Source organism: Acidipila sp. EB88 (assembly GCF_003858395.1).
Classification (GTDB): Bacteria; Acidobacteriota; Terriglobia; order Terriglobales; family Acidobacteriaceae; genus EB88.
Genome location: NZ_QWEV01000005.1, coordinates 2,161,719 through 2,186,061, shown reverse-complemented (window position 1 = coordinate 2,186,061; position 24,343 = coordinate 2,161,719). Strand labels below are relative to the sequence as shown.

At 64.5% G+C, this 24,343-nt stretch carries 20 protein-coding genes; 11 read left to right on the top strand and 9 right to left on the bottom strand.

Annotation, left to right across the window (positions count from 1 at the left end; all coding sequences use genetic code 11):
* The first annotated feature begins 76 nt into the window (after positions 1-76).
* Positions 77-1,042 (top strand): 16S rRNA (cytidine(1402)-2'-O)-methyltransferase, encoded by a 966-nt coding sequence (gene rsmI / locus D1Y84_RS09690; RefSeq protein ID WP_124848325.1) that lies wholly within the window; start codon positions 77-79, stop codon positions 1,040-1,042.
* A 54-nt stretch (positions 1,043-1,096) separates the two neighbouring features.
* On the opposite strand, the gene D1Y84_RS09685 is transcribed toward rsmI, so the two are convergent.
* Positions 1,097-1,612, bottom strand: coding sequence for a hypothetical protein (locus tag D1Y84_RS09685; protein ID WP_233581315.1), 516 nt, complete (start codon positions 1,610-1,612; stop codon positions 1,097-1,099).
* Between the two features lie 141 nt (positions 1,613-1,753).
* Between D1Y84_RS09685 and D1Y84_RS09680 the strand changes: the two genes are divergently transcribed.
* The 4 genes from D1Y84_RS09680 (at position 1,754) to D1Y84_RS09665 (ending at position 6,014) form a co-directional block, all read left to right on the top strand.
* Positions 1,754-2,755 carry a PLP-dependent cysteine synthase family protein gene (locus tag D1Y84_RS09680; RefSeq protein WP_124848324.1) on the top strand — a complete coding sequence of 334 codons (1,002 nt, stop codon included), beginning with the start codon at positions 1,754-1,756 and terminating at the stop codon, positions 2,753-2,755.
* Between the two features lie 3 nt (positions 2,756-2,758).
* Positions 2,759-3,253, top strand: coding sequence for a Mov34/MPN/PAD-1 family protein (locus D1Y84_RS09675; protein ID WP_124848323.1), 495 nt, complete (start codon positions 2,759-2,761; stop codon positions 3,251-3,253).
* 74 nt (positions 3,254-3,327) lie between these two features.
* Positions 3,328-4,809 (top strand): molybdopterin-synthase adenylyltransferase MoeB, encoded by a 1,482-nt coding sequence (moeB, locus tag D1Y84_RS09670; protein ID WP_124848322.1) that lies wholly within the window; start codon positions 3,328-3,330, stop codon positions 4,807-4,809.
* A 194-nt stretch (positions 4,810-5,003) separates the two neighbouring features.
* A complete protein-coding gene (locus tag D1Y84_RS09665) occupies positions 5,004-6,014 on the top strand; it encodes a fatty acid desaturase (RefSeq protein ID WP_233581314.1) in 1,011 nt (336 codons plus the stop codon).
* 77 nt (positions 6,015-6,091) lie between these two features.
* Here D1Y84_RS09665 and D1Y84_RS17920 read toward each other — a convergent pair whose 3' ends face one another.
* Positions 6,092-6,259 carry a hypothetical protein gene (locus D1Y84_RS17920; RefSeq protein WP_158615410.1) on the bottom strand — a complete coding sequence of 56 codons (168 nt, stop codon included), beginning with the start codon at positions 6,257-6,259 and terminating at the stop codon, positions 6,092-6,094.
* Between the two features lie 420 nt (positions 6,260-6,679).
* Between D1Y84_RS17920 and D1Y84_RS17915 the strand changes: the two genes are divergently transcribed.
* The 4 genes from D1Y84_RS17915 (at position 6,680) to D1Y84_RS09650 (ending at position 11,505) form a co-directional block, all read left to right on the top strand.
* Positions 6,680-6,817, top strand: a complete 138-nt coding sequence (locus D1Y84_RS17915) for a hypothetical protein (RefSeq protein WP_158615409.1) — start codon at positions 6,680-6,682, stop codon at positions 6,815-6,817.
* 59 nt (positions 6,818-6,876) lie between these two features.
* On the top strand, positions 6,877-8,118 hold the full coding sequence (locus tag D1Y84_RS09660) for an NAD(P)/FAD-dependent oxidoreductase (protein WP_370245747.1): 1,242 nt from the start codon (positions 6,877-6,879) through the stop codon (positions 8,116-8,118).
* A 195-nt stretch (positions 8,119-8,313) separates the two neighbouring features.
* Entirely contained in the window at positions 8,314-9,261 is a 948-nt protein-coding gene (locus D1Y84_RS09655; RefSeq protein ID WP_124848320.1) for a hypothetical protein, read from the top strand.
* 168 nt (positions 9,262-9,429) lie between these two features.
* The gene (locus D1Y84_RS09650) at positions 9,430-11,505 is read left to right on the top strand and encodes an AI-2E family transporter (protein WP_158615408.1); all 2,076 of its coding nucleotides are present in this window, start codon (positions 9,430-9,432) and stop codon (positions 11,503-11,505) included.
* Between the two features lie 54 nt (positions 11,506-11,559).
* On the opposite strand, the gene D1Y84_RS09645 is transcribed toward D1Y84_RS09650, so the two are convergent.
* Positions 11,560-12,840, bottom strand: coding sequence for a hypothetical protein (locus D1Y84_RS09645; protein ID WP_124848318.1), 1,281 nt, complete (start codon positions 12,838-12,840; stop codon positions 11,560-11,562).
* 353 nt (positions 12,841-13,193) lie between these two features.
* Here D1Y84_RS09645 and D1Y84_RS09640 point away from each other — a divergent pair, with 353 nt between their 5' ends.
* Positions 13,194-13,523 (top strand): hypothetical protein, encoded by a 330-nt coding sequence (locus tag D1Y84_RS09640; RefSeq protein ID WP_124848317.1) that lies wholly within the window; start codon positions 13,194-13,196, stop codon positions 13,521-13,523.
* A 92-nt stretch (positions 13,524-13,615) separates the two neighbouring features.
* On the opposite strand, the gene rpoD is transcribed toward D1Y84_RS09640, so the two are convergent.
* The 4 genes from rpoD to D1Y84_RS09620 form a co-directional block, all read right to left on the bottom strand.
* Positions 13,616-15,304 carry an RNA polymerase sigma factor RpoD gene (gene rpoD, locus D1Y84_RS09635; RefSeq protein ID WP_199726387.1) on the bottom strand — a complete coding sequence of 563 codons (1,689 nt, stop codon included), beginning with the start codon at positions 15,302-15,304 and terminating at the stop codon, positions 13,616-13,618.
* A 302-nt stretch (positions 15,305-15,606) separates the two neighbouring features.
* The gene (gene dnaG / locus D1Y84_RS09630) at positions 15,607-17,397 is read right to left on the bottom strand and encodes a DNA primase (protein WP_124848316.1); all 1,791 of its coding nucleotides are present in this window, start codon (positions 17,395-17,397) and stop codon (positions 15,607-15,609) included.
* A 153-nt stretch (positions 17,398-17,550) separates the two neighbouring features.
* On the bottom strand, positions 17,551-18,453 hold the full coding sequence (gene gluQRS, locus D1Y84_RS09625) for a tRNA glutamyl-Q(34) synthetase GluQRS (RefSeq protein WP_124848315.1): 903 nt from the start codon (positions 18,451-18,453) through the stop codon (positions 17,551-17,553).
* A 98-nt stretch (positions 18,454-18,551) separates the two neighbouring features.
* A complete protein-coding gene (locus tag D1Y84_RS09620; RefSeq protein ID WP_124848314.1) occupies positions 18,552-19,895 on the bottom strand; it encodes a DNA polymerase in 1,344 nt (447 codons plus the stop codon).
* A gap of 739 nt (positions 19,896-20,634) precedes the next feature.
* On the opposite strand from D1Y84_RS09620, the gene D1Y84_RS09615 reads away from it, so the two are divergent.
* Positions 20,635-22,353: a protease pro-enzyme activation domain-containing protein gene (locus D1Y84_RS09615; RefSeq protein ID WP_124848313.1), complete on the top strand. Its 1,719-nt coding sequence runs from the start codon at positions 20,635-20,637 to the stop codon at positions 22,351-22,353.
* A 61-nt stretch (positions 22,354-22,414) separates the two neighbouring features.
* Here D1Y84_RS09615 and D1Y84_RS09610 read toward each other — a convergent pair whose 3' ends face one another.
* Positions 22,415-23,398: an alpha/beta hydrolase gene (locus D1Y84_RS09610; RefSeq protein WP_124848312.1), complete on the bottom strand. Its 984-nt coding sequence runs from the start codon at positions 23,396-23,398 to the stop codon at positions 22,415-22,417.
* Positions 23,399-23,424: 26 nt separating this feature from the next.
* Positions 23,425-24,342 (bottom strand): MBL fold metallo-hydrolase, encoded by a 918-nt coding sequence (locus D1Y84_RS09605; RefSeq protein WP_124848311.1) that lies wholly within the window; start codon positions 24,340-24,342, stop codon positions 23,425-23,427.
* Position 24,343 lies beyond the last annotated feature (1 nt).

The following is a 24,343-nucleotide window of genomic DNA, read 5'->3' as shown; positions in this document are numbered from 1 at the left end:
CACCCTTCGCCCGGCAGGCAATCAGACACACACAAGGGCGCGCGCCCGGCGCGACACGCCCAAGAAAACAACATCCATGAGCGACCAGCAGCCAATCTCCAAAATCACTGCAAGCGATGCAACAGAAAGCGCGTCGGGAACGGATGCGCAGCTCGCCCCGCCCGCGCAGGACACAGAAAAACCGCTCGCACCCGGGCTGTACCTCGTGGCCACGCCGATCGGCAACCTGGAAGACATCACCCTGCGCGCCCTGCGTATTCTCCGCACCGCCGACCGGATCGCCTGCGAAGACACCCGCCAGACCGCAAGGCTGCTCAACCACTTCGGCATCACCACGCCGTCCATAAGCCTCCACGCGCACAACGAGCAGGCGCGCGCCACTGACGATCTGCTGCCCCTCCTCACCGCCGGGGGCCGCCTGGCCGTGGTCTCCGATGCGGGGATGCCGGGGATCTCCGACCCGGGCATGCTGCTGGTCCGGGCCGCTGTGGCCGCAGGGGTTCCGGTGTTTCCCGTCCCCGGTGCAAACGCCGCGCTGAGCGCCCTGATCGCGTCCGGGCTGCCCACCGAGCAGTTCACCTTTCATGGCTTTCTGCCGGAGAAGTCGGGCGGCCGCCGCACCGCGCTCGAGGCGCTCTCGGCAGCCGCGCAGCCTGGCTCGACCCACATCTTCTACGAAGCCCCGCACCGCATCCTCGACACCCTCGCCGATCTCGCGGCCATTTTTAGCGACAGTGCACGGGTGGTGGTCGCGCGCGAGCTCACCAAGCTGCACGAGGAGTTTCTCCGCGGAACAGCAGGTGTCATCCTGGCAAAGCTGGCCGACAGGGACCGGGTACGTGGCGAAATGGTGCTGCTGCTGGAACTCGCCGAAAAGACAGCCGCGCCCGCGACGCAAAGCATTGGGGCAAGGGTGGCCGAGCTACAGGCAGCCGAGGGGCTGGACGAAAAAGATGCGCTGAAACGCGCCGCCCGCGAGCGCGGGCTGGGCAAGAGCGACGCCTACCGTGAACTGCAGCGTGAACGATCAGCTCGACGCTGACCTGCCGTCAAGCAATGGCCGGGGCAACACACCCCGGCCTTCCGCACCTCGCTCCTACTTCACTTCACCCGGAACACCCAAAGCTACCGGCTGCTCCCAGGCGGGCTGGGGCCGCTCGCTCTCGGGCAGGTTGCGCCCCTTGACGCGGTCATACATGTACTCATCGCTCACCGAGCCCATGGACTCGTTGTACAGCGAAATGCCGCCAATGGCCTGGCGCAGCTCTTCAGAAAAGCGGTGCAGCGCGCGCAGGTACTCCGCGGTCGCGGGGCGCGTCACCGAGTGGGTCTTGATGAACTTCTGGTAGCCACGGTCGAGTACATGGCCAATTTCGCCGTCGATCAGCACGCCGGGCTTGACCACCATCGCAGCCGGTGCGCCTTTGACCGCCGAGATGATCGCCGCGCAGCCGTACTTGGCAACCTGCATCGCCCCGGAAGGAAAACTCTGCTTTGCCGTGGAGCCTGCGACCGCTGAGGGGCCGGAAACATCAAACTTGTAACCGCGCAGGGTAGCGAGGGACTCGTCGAAGGAAGGCTGCTTGGAAGACTGATTGTTCTTATTCAGCATGGCGGGTCTCTTTCACGAAAAAGCTACACTCAAAAATGTCGCATAGCGCGCGCCGAGTAGCAACGCCGCCATCGACATCAGACCATATAGGGATTGCACCAACGGCGCCCCAGGGGCAGCCAGGGAGAGCAGGCACACGGCATGGCAGCAGGTACGATCAGCGCGCACGCACCCGCAGATCCCGCATTTGCTTCAAATCTGGAGAAAGCACCGGCACCCCTGTTTGGCGCAGTTCCGCACGAGCGCGTCGGGGATACTCCCCTGCTTCGACTGGGCAAGCTCACCGCGCGTCTGCCCGGGGTACAGCTTCTCGGCAAGGCCGAGTGGACTAACCCCGGGGGCAGCGTCAAGGACCGTGCCGCCACCGCGATCGTCAAGGCGGCGCAGGCCCAGGGACGCATCCTGCCCGGCTCCGGCGAGCACCTGCTCGATGCCACCAGCGGCAACACCGGCATTGCCTATGCCATGCTTGGCTCGGCCATGGGCTTTGGTGTCACCCTGTGCATGCCCACCAATGTTTCGCCCGAGCGCAAGCGCATCCTCGCCGCGTACGGCGCGCAGGTTGTGTGGACTGACCCCGGCGACGGCTCGGATGGCGCGATCCGCAAGGCGCGGGAGCTGGCTGCCGCGGAACCCGGGCGGTATTTCTACGCCGACCAGTACGGCAACGAAAACAACTGGCAGGCGCACTACCACACCACGGCCAACGAAATCTGGCGGCAGACCGACGGCCGCCTCACCCACTTCGTAGCCGGCCTGGGCACCAGCGGCACCTTTACGGGCACCACCCGGCGCCTGCGCGAGCTTAACCCGGCGATCCAGTGCATCTCCATGCAGCCTGATTCGCCGTTCAACGGGCTGGAGGGCATGAAGCACATGGCCACCGCCATCGTGCCGCCCATCTACGACCCGGCCCTGGCTGACCGCAACCTTGAAATGGAGACCGAGCGTGCCCACCGCATGGCGCGCCTGCTCGGCAAGACCGAGGGGTTGCTGGTCGGGGTCTCCGCCGCGGGCAACATCGCCGCCAGCCTGCAGATCGCCGAGGAAGAAGCAGCAGCGGGACGCAGCGCCGTGATCGTAACGATCCTGTGCGATGCGGCCGACAAGTATTTGAGTGAGCGTTTCTGGGAGGAACAGTAAACCGTGTTGAAAGTGTCGCAACTGGTCTTGAACACGCTTCGAGCGCATGGTGAGGAGACGTATCCGCATGAGTGCTGCGGCGTTCTGCTGGGTCACTCGGCAGCCGATGGAAACACGGTCGAAGCCGCAGTGCCTGCCGGCAATACCCGGACCGACTCGGCGCATAACCGCTACCATATCGCTCCCGGCGAGCTGATCCGGGTGCAGCGCGAGGCCCGTGCGCTTGGCTTTGACATCGTCGGGTTTTACCACTCGCACCCCGACCATCCGGCCCAGTGGTCGCAGACCGACTTCGCCGAGGCCCACTGGATCGGCTGCTCCTACGTCATCACCGCGGTGGAGCAGGGCAAGGCGCAGCGGACGAACTCCTTCCGGCTGGAAGGCACGACCGAGGAAGACAAGCATTTTGTCGATGAAAGTGTGCATGTCCAGGCCGCGGAGACACAGCAGCCGGACAACACTGCCGCCGCGACCGAATCCTCCGCCGGCCGATGTTAGCGCCGATGCGCCGCTCGCACGGAAGCTCTTGCACCCCGACCCTCCCGCGCAACATCTAGTCCCCTGAGGAACTCATGCAGATTCACATTCCCACCCCTTTGCGTGCCTATACCGCACAGAAGTCCGTCGTCACCGTCGAAGCCGCCAACGTGACCGCCGCACTCGATCAACTGACCCAGGCCCACCCCGAGCTTCGCCGCCATCTTTTTGGCGAAGATGGCAAGCTGCGTGCCTTTGTGAACCTGTACCTGAACGACGAAGATGTCCGCTACCTGCCGGACCGCGAAGCGACCGCCGTGCACCCGGGCGACGCACTCTCGATCATCCCCTCCATCGCCGGCGGAGCCCCCTCTGTGGTGGAAGCCCCGCAGGCGGAGCTCCCCGAGCTGACCACCGATGACCTGCAGCGCTATTCGCGCCACCTGATCCTTCCCGAGGTCGGCATAGAGGGCCAGCGCAAGCTCAAGGCGGCGCGGGTGCTGTGCGTGGGGACCGGAGGGCTTGGCGCCCCGCTGGCGCTTTACCTCGCGGCAGCCGGCGTCGGCACGCTTGGCCTGGTCGACTTCGACACGGTGGACGTCTCCAACCTGCAGCGGCAGATCATCCACTCCACCCCCGATGTGGGCCTGCTCAAGGTCGACTCCGCGGCCAACAAGCTCCACGCGCTCAACCCGGCGCTCAACATTGTGAAGCACAACACGATGTTGACCAGCGCCAACGCACTCGAGATCTTCCGCGACTACGACATCATCGCCGACGGCACTGACAACTTCCAGACCCGCTACCTGGTCAACGATGCTTGCGTGCTGCTTAACAAGCCCAACGCCTACGGCTCCATCTTCCGGTTCGAGGGCCAGTGCAGCGTCTTTGCGACCAAGGAAGGCCCTTGCTATCGCTGCCTGTATCCGGAGCCACCGCCGCCGGGCTTGGTGCCTTCCTGCGCTGAAGGCGGCGTCCTGGGCATCCTGCCGGGCCTCGTGGGCGTGCTGCAGGCCACCGAGGTCATCAAGTTGATCCTGGGTGTAGGCGAGCCACTGATCGGCCGCCTGCTGCTGGTGGACGCGCTGACCACGAAATTCCGCGAGCTGAAACTGCGCAAGAGCCCGGACTGCCCGGTCTGCGGACCCAACCCCACGGTGACCGAACTCATCGACTACAACCAGTTCTGCGGTGTCGCCGGCGCCCAGGAGTCTGTAACTGAAACCGTTGCGAAACAGGGAGCAGCCTTGCCTCAGCAGAATGGCGTCACCCAGATCCCCGTCACCGAACTCAAGCGTCGCCGCGATGCGGGTGAGAATCCGTTCGTGCTCGATGTACGCGAGCCATGGGAGTACCAGATCGCCAATATCGGCGGCCATCTGATTCCACAGGGCGAGCTCGCGACGCGGCTGGCTGAAGTGCCCAAGGACAAGCTGATCGTGGTGCAGTGCAAGAGCGGCGGCCGCAGCCAGAAGGCAGCGGAACTGCTGCAGGCGCAGGGGTATCAGGTGGAGAACCTTGCCGGCGGCATCACCGGGTGGGCCAATGAGATCGACCCTAAGGTAGCCAAGTACTAAAGCAGTCAGGACGCACACAGCACGCCCGGGGCCTGGAGGACGCTTCTGTCTGCCAGGCCCCGGGCTTTTTGTGGTCCTTGATAGGAGGAATGAATGACATGCGCGAGGGTTTCAACCCCTCCCGCTTGTGACCGCTGGGAGGGTATTACGCAACAATTACAGCGCTCCGCGACCCGCCTGCTAGCCTGAGAAAGATGGCTACCGTTTCAGCAGTTTCCCCTGATGAACAAAGCACTACGGCACTTCTCGATGCGCCTTTCGAAACGCCGCACAATGCGCGTGCAGAGGCCGATGCGCAAGCGCTCGACCACGCCATGGCCCAGCAGCACACCGGCAAACTGAACTGGCAACTGGTCCTGCCGCTGGTGATCTTTCATCTGCTTGCACTGAGCGCCCTCTTCTTCTTCACCTGGTCCGGTCTGGCCATTGCCGCGGTCACCTGGGTGCTGGGCACCAACATCGGCATCGGCATGAGCTATCACCGGCAGCTCACCCATCGTGGCTTTCACACGCCCAAGTGGGTCGAGTACGGCATGGCACTCTGCGCCACTCTCGCGCTTGAGGGCGGTCCCATTTTCTGGGTCGGCGTCCACCGCCTGCATCATCAGGTGACCGACAAGCCCGGCGACCCGCACTCTCCGCGCGATGGCGCATGGTGGTCCCATCTTGGGTGGATGCTGTGGGGCAGCCTGCACAACCATGACCCCATTCTCGACCGCTACGTTCCTGACCTGAAGCGTCAGCGGTTTTACCGGGTGCTGAGCCGCTGGCACTGGGTGCCTCTGACCACCCTCGGCTTTGCCCTGCTGTTCGCCGGCGTCTTCGCACAGGGCGGCAGCCTGTATCGCGGGGTCTCCTGGGTTCTCTGGGCAATTTTCCTGCGCGTCACTATCGGTCTCCACGTCACGTGGGCGGTAAATTCGGCAACCCATATGTGGGGCTCGCGCCGCTTTGCTACCCGCGATGATTCCCGCAACAACTGGTGGGTAGCATTGTTGTCGGGCGGTGAGGGCTGGCACAACAACCACCATGCGCACCCGGTTTCCGCACGGCATGGCATGGCCTGGTACGAGGTTGACGTCAACTACTGGGGCATCCGACTGCTGGGCTTTCTCGGGCTGGCGAAAAAGATCACGGTGCAGGGTCCGGATCATCAGCCCGGTGCTCGCCCGGGATCAGCCACCACGCGCATTCTTCACGGGTAATGCGGCGAGTGGATCGCAAGAAAAGCGGGTGTGCCTTCAGGCACACCCGCTTTCTTGTTGGAACCATAACCGGGCTCTCAGGCACGGGTGTGATGGTCAGCCCAGGCTTCCGCCAGCATGGCCGCGGCCTCTTTTGCTGGAATCTTGGCCACCTTGGTCCGTCCGGAAGCAGAGCGCCCCGCGGCGAAAGTAAGCCAGCTCACAACGGCCAAAATGGCTCCGAGCACTACAAAAATCTTCTTCATAACTTCCTCTCTACGTTTGTCGGTGCAAGGGAATGGGGTAGGCAGGGTGGCTTGCTCGTGCGCCCTGTAGCGGGGGCCGGAGATCGACTCCCCCGGCAGAAGCCATCCACGTAGCTCATAAGAACAACGGGTATCAATTGGAGTTGTACCTTCGACACGGATTCATCGTCAGTCATCGAACACTTCCGCCGTTCCCAAGCCGAAGGCTCCCGTAGCTGGCGAAGTTCCTTCGCACGTATCGACCTCTCGGACGGCAAGACGAGCCTGTCGCGCGAATGATCCTGCTTCAAGCAGACGCATAGCTTTGTAGGCTCCTGCCGCAGCGATACCGTCTGTCGTCTTTTGCCCTGGTCAACGCATACGATCCGTTTTGTCCTTCTGTGCGATAAACCTTCTAGGATGAATGCAAGAGGAGTCCTGATGCCGCGTTCTCTTGTTCTTTCCCGTACCGGCGCTCCGGGCCGCGTGCTGCTTTCCTCTGCCCAGGCCCGCATGGTCCATACCTTTACACCCGGGCATGCCCTCAGCAGCTCTGTTGTGCTCGAGGTGACGCCGTAAGCGCGTGGCGTGCCGGCGACCAGCCTGCCGGCGCTGAAATCTCGGCGAAGTATGACGCAGTGGTTCTCGGCGCTGGAGCCGCCGGTCTTTTCTGCACGGGACTGCTGGTGAAACAGGGACTCCGGGTCCTGGTGGTCGACCATGCTCCCGAAGCTGGACGCAAGATCCTGATCTCCGGCGGAGGGAGGGCGAACTTCACCAATCTCAACACCGGACCGGAGAACTTTCTCTCCGAGAACCCGCACTTCGCGAAGTCCGCCCTGGCTCGCTACACGCCTCACCAGTTCGTGGAACTGGTCGATCGGTACGGCATTGGCCACCATGCCAAGGCTCCCGGACAACTCTTCTGCGATGGTTCGGCGCGTCAGCTGGTATCGATGCTGCTGGCCGAGGCTGAGGGAGCAGAGCTGAGCCTGCAGACCACCGTGCGTCAGGTTACCCAGACAGCTGACGGCTTTCTGGTGCGCCTGCTGCGCACCGGTACAGAGTTCATCGTGGCAACCACCCATCTGGTAATCGCTACCGGCGGCCTGTCGATCCCCAAGCTCGGCGCAACCGGATTGGGCTACGATCTGGCCAGACAGTTTGGCCTCAGCGTTGTGCCCACCCGCGCGGCGCTGGTGCCGCTTACTTTCGATGCTGAAGACGCCGCCCACTTCGAGGGGCTCAGCGGGGTTGCCGCTGAAACAGAGGTCACCATCTCGGTACAGCAGGGCAAGAAGCGCCCTGAGACCACGACGTTCCGCGACAAGCTTCTAATTACGCATCGCGGCCTGAGCGGTCCTTCGATCCTGCAGATCTCCTCCTACTGGCGCCCGGGGTACACGCTGAATATCGACCTGGCACCGAACCAGCTGGTGACCGCCCCCCTGCTGCGCGCCAACGCGCGACGCGACGAAGGAGCAGCCCTGGCAGCCTGGGCGGCAGTGCTGCCGCGCCGCCTGGCGGAACGCCTCCTGCGCCTTGCGCCGCCGGCTGCGTGGACCAACGATGCGTTGATGGCAGCAGAGCACCGCCTGCACCAGTGGCCGGTAACGCCAGGCGGCACGGAAGGCTACGCCAAGGCTGAAGTTACAGCGGGCGGCATCTCGACCCGCGACCTGCACGCGCAGACGCTGGAAGCGCGCCGCGTACCAGGGCTCTACTGCATCGGAGAGGTCGTCGACGTCACCGGGCACTTGGGTGGTTACAACTTCCAGTGGGCATGGGCATCCGCAGCGGCGGCGGCAAGCAGTATTGCAGCCCCAGGGAAGTCGCCCGAGTCATCGAAACGACTGGCACAGCCTCGCCTCGTCTCTTGAGCAATTGCGGCTGCCGTTCCGTTGACACACAAATAAGACCAACTGGGGCCAGGGCTTGCGCGGTGCTTGCGGTAACTCCCCCTTGTAGCCGCGATACACTGAACGTGTTCGCTCCGCGCGCCGACTTTTGTCCGCGCGAGCGCCTCAGACTTCGCTGCGATCAAGAATCCCTTACCCAGGACCGACACCCACACCATGAGCATCGATCTCCAGACATCTACCGGCAATGCGCTTGTTGAATCCGCCCGCGAAGCCGGCCTTACTCCCGCCGGCGTGGTCGCAGGCACCGATTTCCACGGCAAGCCCACCGCGCGTCTCTCGTTTCAGGCTGCCGACGCCGCCGGGCAGGAGTTCTCCGTTGCGCCCCTGTACCTGGAACTTTCCGACGGCTTTGACCCGGCCGCCGGCAATCTGCGCGCCGGTCTGAACCGCCATCTGCACGATGTGGCACGACGCCTGCGCACGGCGCAGCCTGAGACATACGTCACCATGAGCGGGCTTCCGCTGCGCTTCACCGGCTTCCAGTGGCCGTTCCATCGCTCCACCTCCGGCGCCGATACGCTGATCGTGCATGGCGTGACGTGGCTCGCGGACGGTACCGGCAGCCCGTTGCACGCCAAGATCTCGGCCAGCATGACCGTGACCTTTGCCGAGATCGTGGATGCGCTCGAGCAGCCGTACGCGGAAGACTTCATCTACAACGCGATTCGCAAGACCTTTGACTACAGCCAGCTCGAGCTGCTGAAGAGCGGCAACCGCCAACCGGTTGCCGTGACCACGCGCTACTACAGCCGCTGGCAGAAGAAGTTCCTGTTCACGGACACTTCGGAAGAGCAACGCCTGGAGTTCCTGACGCGCAAGGCTTTCTGGCTTTCGGCGGCGATCGGGCCCAATGCTCCAGTGTGGCTTGCGGATCCCCGCGATGCGCAGTACCTGAACACTACCGAGGAGCAGCTGCAGCAGGACGCCGCAAAGCTGCAGCAGGCCGGACTGGTTTCGCTTGCCGATGGGTCAGGATTCGCAGTCGCCACCGCGGCGCTCGCAGCCCGCGAGCCTGAATACCGCGCCGCGCTGGAAGTAGCACTTAACAGCATCAAGCCCGCCTTCAACGAATCGATGCGCGGTGGACACACCAATATGTAGTGTTCAGGCGGTTCGCGCCTGGCTCTGTACAGGAGCCGGGCGCGAACACACGACGAGCCTCAGCCTGCCCCGAAGCGCTCGCCCCGACTTTCCCACGGTCACCCTAAAGTTGCTTTTCGCGCCCGGGATTTTCTTCTCGCGAGTCGCCCCATGCATCTACCACTGCGGATGCAAACTCGAACACCGCCGCCCGAACGCACCAAGCGGCAGACCCTCCAGGAAAGCAGCATCTTCACGCGAGAGCCCATCCTGCTGCTCGGGCTGCTGCTCGCCGTATTTTATTTCGCACGTCCCCTCCTGATTCCGCTGGCCCTTGCACTGACTTTCAGCTTTCTGCTGGCGCCCCTGGTCTCCCGCCTAGAGGCCATTCGCCTCCGGCGCACGGTCTCGGTGCTGCTGGTGATCTTTGCCGCGACCGCCATGGTGGCAGGCATCGTCTGGCTTGTGGCTGGCCAGCTCCTCACCGTGGTGAACGATCTTCCTAGCCATGCGCCCAACATCCGCGCCAAGCTCGACAAGACCCATGTTCCCGCGCAGAGTGCGCTTGGCCAGGCGCTGGTCAGCATGGAAGGCCTGTCGCACGAGTTTTCTTCCAACCCGGAACAGCAGGATGCGCAGCAGCGTTCCCTGACCAACACGGCCACCGCGCGCGCGCGTAGCGCCGCCGGACGAGAGGCTGCGCGCAAGGCAGCCTCCACTGGCCACGCAGCCGACCCGCCGGTGCCGGTCGTGATCGTCCAGACGCCGGCATCCGAGTCTGCTTACCTGGGCCAAGTGCTGCGGCCCGTGGCCGGCCCGCTTGGTACCGCCGGCATGGTGCTGATCTTCACGATCTACATGCTGATCAAGCGGGAAGACCTGCGGAACCGCCTGCTTCTGCTTGCCGGGATGGGCCGACTCAACCTTGTTTCGCATGCGCTCGATGATGCCGCAGCCCGCATCTCCCGCTACCTGATAGCCAACGTTGCAGTGAACACCGGCTTCGGCATCGTCTTCGCCGGCGGGCTCTATGCAATCGGGGTGCCTTATGCGTTTCTGTGGGGCGCACTGCTGGCGCTGCTACGTACCGTGCCCTACATCGGTCCGCTGGTGGGTGGCAGCCTGCCGGCGATCTTCGCCCTGATCTACTTCCCGACCTGGTGGCAGTCGCTCTGCACGATTGCCCTGATCGGCCTGCTTGAGATCCTGGTGTCGAACTTCCTCGAACCTTGGCTGTACGGTGCGCATACCGGCATCTCCGAGCTTGCGCTGGTGGCCATGGCGATTGTGTGGACACTGCTTTGGGGCTGGCCCGGACTGGCACTATCCACGCCTCTGACTGTGTGCCTGATCGTGATCGGCCGCACCATGCCGCAGATGTCGTTCCTGCACATCCTGCTGGGCGACGATGCAGAGCTTGCGCCGGAGGCCCGTTTTTACGAGCGTATGCTGGCCTTCGACAATGTCGAGGCACACAATGTCGCGGAACGCTTTCTGGCGCAGCGCAACCCGGGCCGCGGCGCCGGCTCGAACGGCGCGGAGCAGCGTACGCCGCTCGAACTGTATGACACCGTACTGCTACCCGCGATCGCCCTGGCGGAAAACGACCGGCACAAGGGCGTTCTTCGTGAGGATCGTGCCTCGTTCTTTATGCAAAGTGTGGCTGAGCTGGTCTCGGAGCTGACAACCTATTCCATCAAGACACCGGGCGCAGCCGCCTCCGCACTGCCGCTCTCCGGGGCAGCGGATGCCTCGCTGGCGCAGGCGCTGCGCGAGCAGAGTTGCTGCCCGGTCGTCTGCATCCCGGCCAGTGACCAGGCTGACGAGATTGCCGCAACCATGCTCGCGCAGATCCTGGAAGCCGCGGGCCACAAGACCCTGCTGCTGCCCTCTTCGGCGCTCACCCCGGAGCTGCTGGCCCGTTTCGCGTCGGAGCCGCAGACGAGCCTCTTCATCTCCGCCCTGCCGCCGTTTGCGTTCGCCGATGCGCAGGCCCTCTATCAAAGGCTGCGTGCTGCACTTCCCAAGAACCCGATCTTGGTCGGCATGTGGTGCAGCCAGGGTGAAGCCGACCTGCTGCGCAGCCGCTTTGGGATGATCCGAGAGCGCGACACGGTGGCGACTACCCTGGACGCCGCGCTTCACGTCCTCCATGGACAGGAAGGCAAGAACCGGCGGCTTGAAGATATTTATGCGCGCAGCCCTACGCAGACGCGCCCAGCTTCCAGGGAGCGCGTCGCGCAACGCACCCCGCGTGGGGAGTGACCCAGTGGCAGCCCCTCGATCGCCCGCATGGCTGAATTGGCGCGCGACACCGACTCATTGCAGCAGCATGGGGCTTGCCTCAACCGTGACATTGCCCCCGGCGATGTTGGTGATGTTGCCTTCCAGGTCGGTGCTTGTGGATGCACCCAGGCTGCTGCTCGCCACCGAGCCATTCACCGACCAGAGCACCCACTCGGTCCTGCCGGCACGCACCAGCTGGCACGTCCAGACGCCTGAGGCAGTGGCTGCGCAACCATTCATCTGCGCGCCCACCAGCCAGCTTTCAGCGCTGGCAAATGCCGCGGCAGACTCGGTCGGCTGGTGCGAGGCGCCGGTCAGCGCGAGGTCGCCCGCATTGCTGTCATCCCACGCATACCAGTGCATGCGCTGCACGCCGTAAGCAGCATTCAGGATCAGGGCGCGCGCCACGTAGGCGGCTTGCACCTGGCTCGACAGGCCGCCCTGGGGCAGCACCCACGCGCCCTGGTCGTTCCACAAAGGCGACCCGTCGACGCTGGTGCCTGCCATTACGCTCCGCAGTGCCTGGATTGTGGCGGCAGCATCCTCGGGACCGCTGCCGGAGGTACTTGCCAGGGTGCTTCCGACAACATCTACCGAGGTACCGCCCCCGGCCATCAGAAATGCCGCCAGCCCGGTCGGCGAGAGGGCCGGCGAGACCACCAGCGCCGCAGAGTCCGCGCTATGCACGGCCGCAGCTGCATGGGCCGCCAGCACCGACATGTTCTCGCCCATCTGCGCAGGCGCTCCGGACCAGTACGCCGGGGTCTCGGGAGCGTTCCACACTTCGTACGCCCGAATGCGCCCGCTGTAACGGGTGGCCACGGCCCCCACGTAGGTATCCCAGTCCGCAAGGCTGGCCGGCATGGCGGTCGCGCCGACTCCGTACGCGGAGGGCATTACCGGGCGCGAGGAAGCCCACTGCGGCGTCATCCCGAGACACAGCGTGATTTCTGCACCGGCCTGCTGGGCCGCGGCCACCTCGGCATCCAGCGTTGCCCAGGCAAAGCTGCCGCGCGCCGGCTCCAGCGCCGCCCAGGTGACACCGGAGTCCCAGAGCCGGCGCGCGCCCGTAGCCACTCCGGGCTGCGCTGCCGGAGCCTTCACCACCATGCCGAAGAAGCTGGACGGGATCACACCGGTGGACGAGCCAGCCTGGGCCTTCTGCGCAGCCGACGAGACGCCGCCACTCGCCGCGACAGAGCAACCCATGGGCAGCAGCAGCGCCGGAGCAAGCACTCCAGCAGCAAGGGCAACAGGCTTTACGCGGCGAAGGGACCGGGACAGAGTCGCGAACACAGTGAGTAGGTGCGGCATGGCGTGTATCTCCTGTGCAGCATCATGCGGCGGTAAGACCTGCCTTTCGCGCACAATCGCCATGCCGTTTTTTGCCCTGTTTCAGGACGAAACCTGCGCTCCTTCAAATGCCCGAAGTGGGAGAAAGCTGAAAAGATTTGCGGTTCATCGCGGCCCCACCTTGAGCGCATCCCCATGCCTGCACAACCCCTGCACCAGACCTGCGCTACCTCGCAAAAAACTGCAGAAAGGCATTGCCAACCATAGAGAAGCTGGCGCTATATTCGGGGATAGATCAGGCGGGAGCACCCCCGCCTCCCTGCTGAGTTCAAACCATAAGTGTGCATTTCACTTACCCCGAAGAAGGAGCCAGAATGCAAGTTCTTTGCATGGTTACGGCTGAAACGCTCTGCGATGTGCAGTGCCCCTGTTGCTCACAAAGGTATGTTCTGTATTACGCGCGCCCCTGCAAGGCAGAGTGCGCTGAAGCTCTTGAAGACGTGCGCGCCGCGCTTATGGAGCACCATCGCATCGATCCTCTCGCAACCGCGCATCCAGGCGACGCCTTCACCGTTCCGGCGTGGGATGGACCGCTGCACACCTCGGCGGCAGCACTGCTGGGCGGCGCCCCGCTTCGCAGCACGCGGCAGCGCTCGGCACCTCTGACGTTCCCGCACAATGTCGCTCAGCGACGCGTGTCCTGAGAGCAGGCGTCGATCAAGCAAGTATCGACAAACGAAGCCACCGCACAAGAAAGGCCACCCCGAGGGTGGCCTTTCTCACTGCGTTGCAACGCTTATTCGCGGGTCGTATCCACAAATGCCTTGAGCTTGCGCGACCGCGAGGGATGACGCAGCTTGCGCAGGGCCTTTGCTTCAATCTGCCGGATCCGCTCACGTGTGACCTGGAAGCTCTGCCCCACTTCTTCCAGGGTATGTTCCGAGCCGTCTTCAAGTCCGAACCGCATCTTGATCACGCGCTCTTCCCTCGGCGTCAGCGTGCGCAGTACCTGCGACGTGTACTCCTTGAGATTGACGCTGATCACCGCGTCGGATGGGGACACGGCCTGGCGATCTTCAATGAAATCGCCAAGATGCGAATCTTCTTCTTCTCCAATCGGCGTCTCGAGCGAGATGGGCTCCTGCGCGATCTTCAGGACCTTGCGGACCTTCGCGACAGGGATATCCATGCGACGCGCAATCTCTTCCGAGGTTGGCTCGCGCCCAAGCTCCTGCACCAGTTGACGTGAGGTGCGGATCAGCTTGTTGATCGTCTCGATCATGTGCACCGGGATACGGATGGTGCGTGCCTGATCGGCGATCGCGCGAGTAATGGCCTGCCGAATCCACCAGGTGGCATAGGTCGAAAACTTGTAACCGCGGCGATACTCGAACTTGTCCACGGCCTTCATCAGACCGATGTTGCCTTCCTGGATCAGGTCGAGGAACTGCAGGCCACGATTGGTGTACTTCTTCGCGATGGAGACCACCAGCCGCAGGTTGGCTTCGATCAGCTCGCGCTTGGCCTGCTCCGCGTCCATGTCGCCCTGGATCATCTCGCGCTGTGTGCGCTTGATCTCGGACAACGGAACCCCGGTCTCCTCTTCCATTTTCTCGAGGTCGACGCGGCAGTTCTTCTGCTGGCGGCGGTATTCCTTCTTGAGCTCCTCGCTCTTGGAGGCTTCGAACTTCACATCGAGCGAACGAATCTGCCGCTCCAGCGTGCGCATGGAGTCGACCGACTTGTTGAGCTTGTCCAGCAGGCGCTTGCGCTCGCCATTGGTGTACTTCAGCTCACGCACAATGCGCGAGATGTACACGCGCTCACGGGCAATCAGCCAGCGGGTCTTGCGTGCTTCCTTCGCCTTCGCCTTGACACCGTCCAGCGTGGGCAGCTTCTCTTCAAGCAGCGCCGCCTTCTTGATGTGCTTCTGCATTGCCTCGATACGTACCGAGGTCGCCTTCACCCGAGTAACTACCACCTCTTCGGTGACTTCTTCCTCGTCGAAGATTACGACTTCCTTGATGTTGCGAACGCCGCGCTTCAGGTCCTCGCCAAGCGCGATGATCTCGCGCACCACGATCGGCGAACGCGAGATCGCCTTCATCACACGTACCTGCCCGCGCTCGATGCGCTTGGCAATTTCCACTTCGCCTTCGCGCGTCAGCAACGGCACAGTGCCCATCTCGCGCAGGTACATGCGGACCGGGTCGTTGGTCTTTTCCAGTGTTCCAGGTGTCAGGTCGAGCTCGACGTCTTCGCCGTCTTCGCTCTCTTCAAACTTGTCCCCGCCGAACTTGGGGCCGCCTTCCAGAATATCGATGCCCTGCGTCCCGATGGTGGTCATCAGGTCGTCGAGATCGTCCGGAGAATGGACGTCACCAGGGATCAGGTCATTGACCTCGTTATAGGTCAAATACCCTTTTTCCTTGCCTGCTTCAATCAGGTTCTGGATATCGTCTTCGTACTTGTCTTCCATGGCCAAGCGAGTCGTCTCTCCAGCAAAAATTTCGGACGTTTCCAGATGTCTGGTATTTAGCTGTCGCAGCTTCTCACAGGAAGGGGCCAATCTAGGCGTCCCTCAGAGGGGAGCGCAGGCCGGCACAGCGTAGCCCAAGACCTCCAGAATAGCAGCTTTTGGTAACACCAAGGCGGTCGCCCCGATGCCCGGCTCTCACCGGTGATTGAAGCTGCACGGTCCATCCGCTGTATGTATAGATGTCGCCGCGGGGAATTCGTTTCTCTATGCCGCTGTTTATCTTTGACGCGTCATGAAAGGCCGCAGCACTACAGCGCGCGCAACGAGCGTTCCAGCTGCTGCTTGCGCGCCATCAGCAGCAGGATCTGTTCCTCATCGTTGCGGCGTTCGGCGTCGGCGAGGGCGACCCGTACCGATCGCTGTTCCCGCTCGAGCGCGCTGCACTCGATTGAGCGCAACGCGGCCTCGGCGCTGCCCAGCTCGATCGGCTGCTGGCCCTCGGCAAACAGCACCTCGGCCAGCAGCGTCTTCTCCGGGCCTTCCGGCAAGGACTGCAGGGCATCCCCGCCTGCGGGGCGATGTCGCAACAGGCGCAGGGTTTCCACCGCCGCCAAGGCCGCGAAGTGCTCCGGCCGACCGTCGAGTGCCGCGGCCACGGCAAGAAACGCCGGTGAGTGGGTCTCGGCTGCCGCCGCCCGCAGCAGCTCGCGCTCGGCTTCGCTCAGCTTGGGGCCAGAGGCAGCAAGGGCTGGTTTTCTGCCGGCGGCGGCCTGCTTCAACTCTTCGCGTACCAGGGCGGAATCAATCCCCAGCCGGTGCGAAGCCTCGTTGGCAAACTCCTCGCGGCTGATGGCATTCGGCATTCTGCGGATGTGCGGCAGCAGGTAGTTCAGCGCCTGGATCTTGCCCTCGGCGGTGCTCGGCGGGTGCAGCTGCCGGGCACGATCCAGCAGGTACTCGGAGTGGCGCCGGGCGCCGCGCACCGCTGCCGTGTAGGCAGGCAAACCGCGCTCTCGCACGTAGCGGTCCGGATCGAGCCCGTCCTCAAGCGTCACCACCCGCACCTCAAACCCTTCCTCGGTCAACAGGGCAATCGACTTCTCTGCTGCATTTGCGCCTGCCGTATCCGGGTCGAAATTGACGATCACGCGCTTGGTGTAGCGGCCCAGCAGGCGCACCTGTGCCTCAGTAAAGGCGGTGCCGCTGGTAGCAAGCACGTTCTGGATCCCGGACAGCGACACCGAGATGCAGTCCATCTGTCCTTCCACCAGCAACGCAAAGTTGAGCTGGCGGATGGGCTGCCGCGCCTGGTGCAGGTTGAACAGCACCTGCCCCTTGGAATACAGCGGCGTCTCGGGGGAGTTCAGGTACTTGGGGCCGGCCTTGTCGCCACTCTCCAGCGCCCGCGCGGTAAACGCGATGACACGACCGCCCTCATTCGCGATCGGAAAAGTAATTCTCTTGCGGAACCGGGGATACAGGGGGCCCTGCGAGCCATCCTCCTGCTCTTTCGCGGTGAACAAGCCAGCTAGCCGCAGCTGCTGCGCGAAGGCCCCGCTGCGCACGTGCTCCGGGTTGGCAAGCCGCTCCAGGTGCTGCCGCAATGCGGAGGATGAGTCCGGCGCATAGCCGATCCGGAACTTCGTGAGACCGTCCGTGCCGAGGCCCCGGCCGGCCAGGTACTCGCGCGCCGCCGAGCCTTCCGGGGTCTGCAACTGCTGCTCGAAAAAAGCGCTCGTCTGCTCGTGCAGCTCGATCAGGCGCGCCCGCTCGCGGTGCTCCTGCGCCTCCTCGGGCGAGGCAAACTCGCGCTTGGGCAGCGAGATGCCCATCTTCAGGGCCACGATCTTGACTGCTTCGGGAAAGGAGCAGTTCTCGATCTTCTGGATAAACGTAAATACATCGCCCGACACGCCGCAGCCGAAGCAGTGGAAAAACTGCCGCGCGGCGTGCACCGAGAATGAACCCGACTTTTCCGAGTGGAACGGGCACAGGCCTGACCAGTTCTGCGCCCCGGCCTTGCGCAGGCGCACGTGCTCTCCAACAATCTTGACGATGTCGGCCTGGGCTTTGACGAGTTGGGCAAAATCATCGGGCATAGAGAAGAGGGTGCGAGATGGCCGGGCACACCACCAGCTACCTCCATTCTCCGACGAGTCACCCCGTCGCACCAACAGGCTCGGGGGCCAGCGCGTTGCAAAAGAAGTCCCCGTGCTGATGCGACGCACACTCGCGATTGCAGCCAGGCTCGGTCAACGTGCCAGCGGAGCGCTGCCAGCCTCTTCGAGCACCCGGCGTGCCGAGTAGCCCTGTTCCCGCAGCGCCCGGATCGACAACGCGTCATTCCGCTTGGCCAGGCGCTCGCCCTGGCGGTCCAGCATCAGCGGGCAGTGGAACCAGCCGGGCGCCGAGAGGCCGAGTGCCCGGTACAACAGCAGCTGGCGTGCCGTGGACAACAGCAGGTCCGCACCGCGCACGACCTCGGTGATGCCGGTGGCCGCGTCATCCACCACCACCGCCAGCTGGTACGACGGCACATCGTCGCGGCGCCAGATGGCGAAATCGCCAAACGCTTCACCCGCGATAAACTTCTGCGGTCCGAAGCTGCCATCCGCGAACTCGATCGCCCGCGCATCCGGCACGCGAAAGCGCCAGTTTCGACCGCTCGGTCCCGCGGCGCACCATGCCTGCCGCTCGGCAGCACCCTGGTTTTCGCCCGGCTGCCACCGCGGCCGGCAGGTGCCCGGGTATACCGGCTCGTCATCCGGCAGGGGCGAGGCTCCGCGCGCCGTCTCGTGCGGGGCGGACGCGAGCTGCTGCAGCTCGCGCCGCGAGCACTGGCAGGGGTACACCCAGCCACCCAGCACCAGGCGCTCCCACGCGCCGCGGTAGTACGCCCTGCGCTCGCTCTGCCGGCAGGGCGCTTCGTCCCAGTCAAGCCCCAGCCACCGCAGGTCTTCCACGGCAGCCTCTGCGAATGCCGCCCGGCTCCGGTGCGGATCCAGGTCGTCGATGCGCAGCAGCAGGGTGCCGCCTGCTGCGCGGGCCCGCTGATGCGCCACGGCAAACGTGCGGGCATGCCCCAGGTGCAGCAGTCCCGTAGGGGAGGGCGCGAGGCGTCCGCGGTATGGGTGGCTCGATGGAGGCAGTGCCATGGCCCAGTGTAGCGATGGGCGGCGTTGCATAAACAGGCAGGCTGGCGCAGCAGCGAATGCGTGGGCACGTGCGCACGCGCACCACCCAGGCGGAAGGGCTAGAACAGGTCGGGGATGTTGGTGAACGCGATCCGCGTAGGAGCCGACGCCCCGGCAAGCAACATGCTCGCGGTCGCCAGCGTGTTGGTCCCGTATTTCTCGTTCACCGCATCCATGGCCGAGGCCAGCCGGGTGCGCTTCGCTTCCACCCCGATGTCGGAGAACAGCGAGAGCGTGTGCAGGTTATCGGGCACGAGCTGACCCAGCCAGATGCCTACGTAGAACGGCGCCTGGTGATGGACGCCCGAGGGTCGACGCGCCCAGAGCTTTTGCAGCGCCTCCACCAGGGTCTGCGTGTCCTGGCACTCGATCACGGAGGTGCCCTGCGACCAAGTGGCCTGCGGGATGCCCGAGCTGTGCGTGCGCTGCTGCTCGGCGCGTGGCACCGCGTACTTGATCGCGAGCGTCATGTGCGTGCTCCAGAGGCGCGCAGCCCGCAGGCGCATGGCAGCCTTGTGCAGCAGCTTGTGCAGCACGGCGTAGGCGCCCTCCACATTGCGCAATGAAGGCGACAGGACATGGCTCTGCGAGATGGACTTCTGATGCTCAAGCTTGGGATCGTTGAAGTCCTCACCCTGCAGCCAGAACCACAGCTTTTCGCCTGCGGCCCCATTCCAGACGGAGCGCATGCCTTCGCGACCCAGTGCCAGCAGTTGCGTCATGGTGTGGATGCCCGCAGTATGCAGCCGGCGCTCCATCTGGGCGCCCACGCCCGGCAGGTCGCGCAGCTCGAGCCCGGCCAGCGCGGGCTGCAGGATGTCGTGCGTAAGCGCGACCAGCCCGTCCGGCTTCTCCATGTCCGAGGCGATCTTGGCAAGGTATCGGTTGGGAGCAAGGCCGATGGAGCAACGCAGCGTGGCGCCCGCGTGCGTGCGCACTGACTGTTTCACCTCCTGCGCGAGCTTGAGCGCATGCAGCAAATGCTGTTCGCGCCCCATCAGCGAGCAGGCCATCTCATCGATCGACAGCACCGCCGCGACGGGCACACACCGCTCCACGGCCTCGATGATGCGGTGGTGGTACTCGACGTACTCGCGGTGGCGTGCCTCCACAAGCACAAGCCCGGGGCACAGGCGCTTCGCATCGCCTACTTTCACACCGGTCTTGACGCCAAATGCCTTCGCCTCGTAGCTGGCCGCAATGCAGGTGCCGGAGTCCGCCACGACAGGCACCACGGCGATGGGACAGCCCCGCAGCTCGGGGCGCAGCTCCTGCTCCACCGAGGCAAAGTAAGAGTTCAGATCAAGAAACAGCCAGCGCACCAAGGGCCCCGCGGCAGCGGCCCCAGCCGTGGCGTTTTCCCGCGTGCTGTGTGCGTCCTGCGCTTGTTTCTGCACGTCCATAGGCAAGATTGGAAGCCGAAGCCTCGCAGCTTCTATTTTCGCTTTTCTTTTGCTTTTGCGCCAGAGTGAAACCGCGCTTCGGGCGACCGTCCCTGCCCATTCGGGGAACAAGCCCGGAATAGCCCCGCCGGTTACCACAACACGGCCCGGAGCAACGGAATTTCATTGCGAGGGTATCCAGTTCGGTGACAGCATAACGCTTGCACGCACAACTCGGAACAGACGAGCATCGTCTAAGTAGTTGTCGATTCTGACGAGGTAGGGCCATGTGGTTTCTTCACTTGCACGATGTCCTGGGACATCTCTCTTCCCTCAGTGCACACTGGGCTGAAATCGCCATCACTTCCGGCGCGGCGATCCTGATCGGTTGCGCCGCCTCCTGCGCCTGCAGCCCATGCAAGGAAAAAGACGACCTGTTCCACAAGCACGTTTCCTGAGCCGGACTGATTCGAGCCGCTTGCCAAAGTGGCGCCGCGGGATCCAGACTGGGGTGGCGCTCCGCAAGGCGTGCGGCCAGTCGACGGGTCGCCGCACCGCATTCACCACCGCGTGAACTGAGCAAACCCTTGCAGTCACGCGCCGACTCTCACCGTGTTCTTTGCGCGGCATGCATACGAGGCTGCGCGGTACAGCGCCCGTTGATCCACAGTTTCTAAATCAATACGCCAAGTTTTCCTCCTGCGCGTACTCTGCGCGGGACTGGCCCGATGCTTTAGCGTGGTTGGCAGAGGTGCTGTTCATGAGTGGTACTGACCCCGAGAACCAGGCGCGCGTCACGCTCGCCGCAAGCGCAAACCCCTTACCCGCAGAATCCTCGCAGACCGGCCCCATCGCGCCGGACCAGATCCTTACCGTGTCCGTGATTACCCGGCGCAAGAAACCACTCGTGCTCTCGGACTTAGGTGGACAGGTGCTCACGCATCTTGAGTTCGAACGCGAATACGCCGCGGACGCCGATGACTTCGAGGCGCTGCGGGTCTTTGCCCATGAGCATGGCTTGTCTGTCGATGAAGCCGCGTCCAGCCTTGCCCGCCGCACCCTGGTGTTGAAGGGACCGGCCTCCCGCATGGAGACGGCGTTCGGCGTCAAGCTCCACACCTACCAGCACCTCAAGCACAACAAGCACTTCCACTGCTTCGAGGGCAGCCTGTCGTTGCCCGCGGACCAGGCAGACCGGATCGAGGCCGTGCTGGGGCTCGATACCCGCCCGATCGCAAAGTCGCACATGCGGCGGCTCGAGACCGGCGTGGACGGCAACATCATCCGCGCCAACGCCACCTCTGCCAGCTTTTCACCCGTGCAGGTGGCAGCACTCTACGGCTTTCCGAAGAACCTTACCGGCGCCGGGCAGTGCATCGGCATCCTGGAGCTTGGCGGCGGCTACGAAGCAAGCGACATCACGTCGTTTTTCGACAGCCTTGGCCTCACTCCACCCTCGGTGGTCGCGGTCTCAGTAGACGGCGGCACCAATGTGCCGGGCGGTGATCCCAATGGCGCGGACGGCGAAGTGGCCCTGGATATCCAGGTTGCGGGCGCGGTGGCTCCCGGCGCCAAGCTCGCGGTCTACTTCTCGCCCAACACGGACCAGGGCTTTATCGACTGCATCACCACCGCGGTGCATGACTCCGCAAACAAGCCCTCCGTCCTGTCGATCTCCTGGGGCGGACCGGAGAGCAGCTGGAGCGCGGCATCCCGCACGGCGCTCGACAATGCCTGCCAGTCGGCGGCTGCGCTGGGCGTCACCATCACGGTCGCATCCGGCGATAACGGCTCAAGCGATGGGGGCTCCGGCAATAACGTCGACTTCCCGGCCTCGAGCCCGCACGTGCTGGCCTGCGGCGGTACCCGCCTGGCCGGTTCCGGCGCGACGATCTCGTCCGAGATCGTGTGGAACGACCAGCCCAGCGGTGGCGCAACCGGCGGTGGGGTAAGCACCGTGTTCGCGCTGCCCACCTGGCAGGCGAACGCGAACGTGCCCAAGAGCAGCACCAGCGTGGGTGGCCGCGGCGTTCCGGATGTTGCAGGAGACGCCTCGCCCGAGTCGGGCTACAGCGTTCTGGTGGACGGACAGCAGCAGGTGGTCGGTGGCACCAGCGCGGTGGCGCCCCTATGGGCCGGGCTGCTGGCGCTGGTGAACCAGCAGCGCTCGGCCTCCGGACTAGGGCCGGCAGGCTTCGTCAACCCGCAGCTCTACGCCGACACAGCGGCGCTGCGAGATATCACGAGCGGCTCCAACGGATCGTTTAAGGCTGCTACCGGCTGGGACGCATGCACGGGGCTTGGCTCGCCCATCGGAACATCGGTGCTGCAGTCATTGTCGGGCACGACGGCAGGTGTAGGCGGGACCACGCCGACGCCCAACCCGACACCTACGCCTGCGCCCACCCCGGTTCCGACACCCGCACCCACGCCCGCGCCGCCGCCGAAGCACAAGAAGAAACATCATCACGAAAGCTAGGCAGCATGAAAGAAGAAAGGCCCGCAACGCATTTCGCTGCGGGCCTTTCTTTGCGCCCCGCTTAGCGCGCTGCCAGCGTCGTCCGCAGCCACGCGGCCATTTCGCCCGCCGCGCGCTCGCTCTGAGGAAAGCGCGCTACCGAGGACGGTCCGACCGCGAAGTTGTGATGCATGTCCGGCGCGTGGATGTGCGTGACGTTCACACCGGCTGCCTTGAGGAACCGTGCATACGCAATGCCCTCGTCGCGCAGCACGTCGTACTCCGCCGTGGTCACAAGCGTTGGTGGCAGGGGCGGCAGCAGCATGTGACGCAACGGCGAAATCTCCGGGTTACCGGGATCAGCACCGGGGGCGTACTGCTCCCAGTACCAGCGCATGGCATTGGCTTCGAGACCGTAGCCCGTCGCGTTTTCCGCGTAGGAGCCGTGGTGCGCGCTGGGGTGGTCGGTCACCGGGTACAGCAGCGCCAGGGCCTTGAGGCGCGGCGCATCTTTCCGCAGGGCCAGGCGATTGGCAGCCACCGCGGCCAGGTTTGCCCCGGCACTGTCGCCGCCCAGTGCCAGCAAGGCAGGGTCACCGCCCCACGCGCCGGCATGCTCCGCGACCCAGCTCACCGCCGCCTCGGCTTCGCCGATCGCTTTCGGAAATGGGTGCTCCGGGGCGCGCGAGTACTCCAGGGAAACCAGCATGACCCCGGCAAGCTGCGCCAGCAGGCGGCAGAACGGGTCGTGCGTCTCAACCGAGCCGGCCACCCACCCGCCACCATGCAGATACACCAGCACCGGCAGCGCTACGCCGTCCCGCGCCGGCGGGGTGTACACCCGCGCCGCAAGGCCCCGCACGCCTTCCTGGTCAATCACCACGTCGCGGCTCGTTACAGCATTCGGCAGAAATGAGAATACGCGGCTGTGCAACTGGCGCAGCATCCGCGCCCGCGCATCCTCCGCGGTCTGCACCGGCCCCTGCGAGGCTGCTGCCTGCTCATCCAGAAAGCGGCGCAGGGCGGGATCGATTGGCTCCCGTGGGTTCATGGTTTCGTGGCTCATACCAGCTTCGATGCCGGCAGGATACGTTACGAGCCCTCGGAACGAAGCACCGCACCTGCTTTCGCGGCTTCAAGGTAGCCGGCAGGCGTGGCGGCATCGTGCGTGAACAGCACAAGCCACTGCTCCGCGATCGCCCGTGCGTAAAAGCGCTTCTTCTCGGCGATTACCCGCATGGGGTCAAGGTCGAAACCCATGCCCCAGGTCAGCGGCAGGTGCGCCGCGGTCGGCACCAGGTCCGAGATGTAACAGGCCCGCTTGCCCGAGGCGCCATCGCGCACGTGGATCGCCATCAACTGCCGCGTGTGTCCGGGGAACAGCTCCACCGCGATGCCGGGCGCCAGCTCACGCTCTTCTCCTTCGGCCACGTCCAGCGCCGTCATCTGCCCGGTGGCGAGCAACGGCTCGTAGTTGTCGGCTAGGTAGGAGATGCGGTCGCGCTCGTGTTGCGCGCGCCCGTGCGCCACCTCGCCGGCGTGGGCGAAGTAGCGCGCATTCGGAAACGTCGGAACCACACCCTGCCCGCCTTCGACAAAGCGGGTGTTCCAGCCGCAGTGGTCCCAGTGCAGGTGCGAGTTGATCACCATGTCCACCGACGCGGGCTCGACACCGGCTGCCGCGAACGCGTGGAGCAACCGGGCCTGCGCGCCCGTGATCGCAGCAGCCTTGGGTGGCAGCTTCTCGCCGAAGCCTGTCTCGATCACTACCGTGTGCGCTGCGGTGCGCACCACCACCGTATTAAGGCCCAGCACGACCCGGTTTTCCGCGTCCGAAGCGACCACCCGGCCCCAGAGCGCCTTGGGCACCACGCCGAACATGGCGCCGCCGTCGAAGTGAGCAGTGCCGTCGGAGAGAACGAGCAGCTCAGTCTCTGGCCCGAGCCGGTAGCGTCCACGCACCAGCTCGTCGGTAACCGCATTATCCGGAAGATCGCCCGCTGGGGTCATG

Excerpts from the sequence above, each read along its gene's own strand:
- rsmI (WP_124848325.1), top strand. The coding sequence starts at position 77 with ATGAGCGACCAGCAGCCAATCTCCAAAATCACTGCAAGCGATGCAACA.
- D1Y84_RS09685 (WP_233581315.1), bottom strand. The coding sequence starts at position 1,612 with ATGCTGAATAAGAACAATCAGTCTTCCAAGCAGCCTTCCTTCGACGAG.
- D1Y84_RS09680 (WP_124848324.1), top strand. The coding sequence starts at position 1,754 with ATGGCAGCAGGTACGATCAGCGCGCACGCACCCGCAGATCCCGCATTT.
- moeB (WP_124848322.1), top strand. The coding sequence starts at position 3,328 with ATGCAGATTCACATTCCCACCCCTTTGCGTGCCTATACCGCACAGAAG.
- D1Y84_RS09665 (WP_233581314.1), top strand. The coding sequence starts at position 5,004 with ATGGCTACCGTTTCAGCAGTTTCCCCTGATGAACAAAGCACTACGGCA.
- D1Y84_RS17920 (WP_158615410.1), bottom strand. The coding sequence starts at position 6,259 with ATGAAGAAGATTTTTGTAGTGCTCGGAGCCATTTTGGCCGTTGTGAGC.
- D1Y84_RS17915 (WP_158615409.1), top strand. The coding sequence starts at position 6,680 with ATGCCGCGTTCTCTTGTTCTTTCCCGTACCGGCGCTCCGGGCCGCGTG.
- D1Y84_RS09655 (WP_124848320.1), top strand. The coding sequence starts at position 8,314 with ATGAGCATCGATCTCCAGACATCTACCGGCAATGCGCTTGTTGAATCC.
- D1Y84_RS09650 (WP_158615408.1), top strand. The coding sequence starts at position 9,430 with ATGCAAACTCGAACACCGCCGCCCGAACGCACCAAGCGGCAGACCCTC.
- D1Y84_RS09645 (WP_124848318.1), bottom strand. The coding sequence starts at position 12,840 with ATGCCGCACCTACTCACTGTGTTCGCGACTCTGTCCCGGTCCCTTCGC.
- D1Y84_RS09640 (WP_124848317.1), top strand. The coding sequence starts at position 13,194 with ATGCAAGTTCTTTGCATGGTTACGGCTGAAACGCTCTGCGATGTGCAG.
- dnaG (WP_124848316.1), bottom strand. The coding sequence starts at position 17,397 with ATGCCCGATGATTTTGCCCAACTCGTCAAAGCCCAGGCCGACATCGTC.
- gluQRS (WP_124848315.1), bottom strand. The coding sequence starts at position 18,453 with ATGGCACTGCCTCCATCGAGCCACCCATACCGCGGACGCCTCGCGCCC.
- D1Y84_RS09620 (WP_124848314.1), bottom strand. The coding sequence starts at position 19,895 with ATGGACGTGCAGAAACAAGCGCAGGACGCACACAGCACGCGGGAAAAC.
- D1Y84_RS09615 (WP_124848313.1), top strand. The coding sequence starts at position 20,635 with ATGAGTGGTACTGACCCCGAGAACCAGGCGCGCGTCACGCTCGCCGCA.
- D1Y84_RS09610 (WP_124848312.1), bottom strand. The coding sequence starts at position 23,398 with ATGAGCCACGAAACCATGAACCCACGGGAGCCAATCGATCCCGCCCTG.
- D1Y84_RS09605 (WP_124848311.1), bottom strand. The coding sequence starts at position 24,342 with ATGACCCCAGCGGGCGATCTTCCGGATAATGCGGTTACCGACGAGCTG.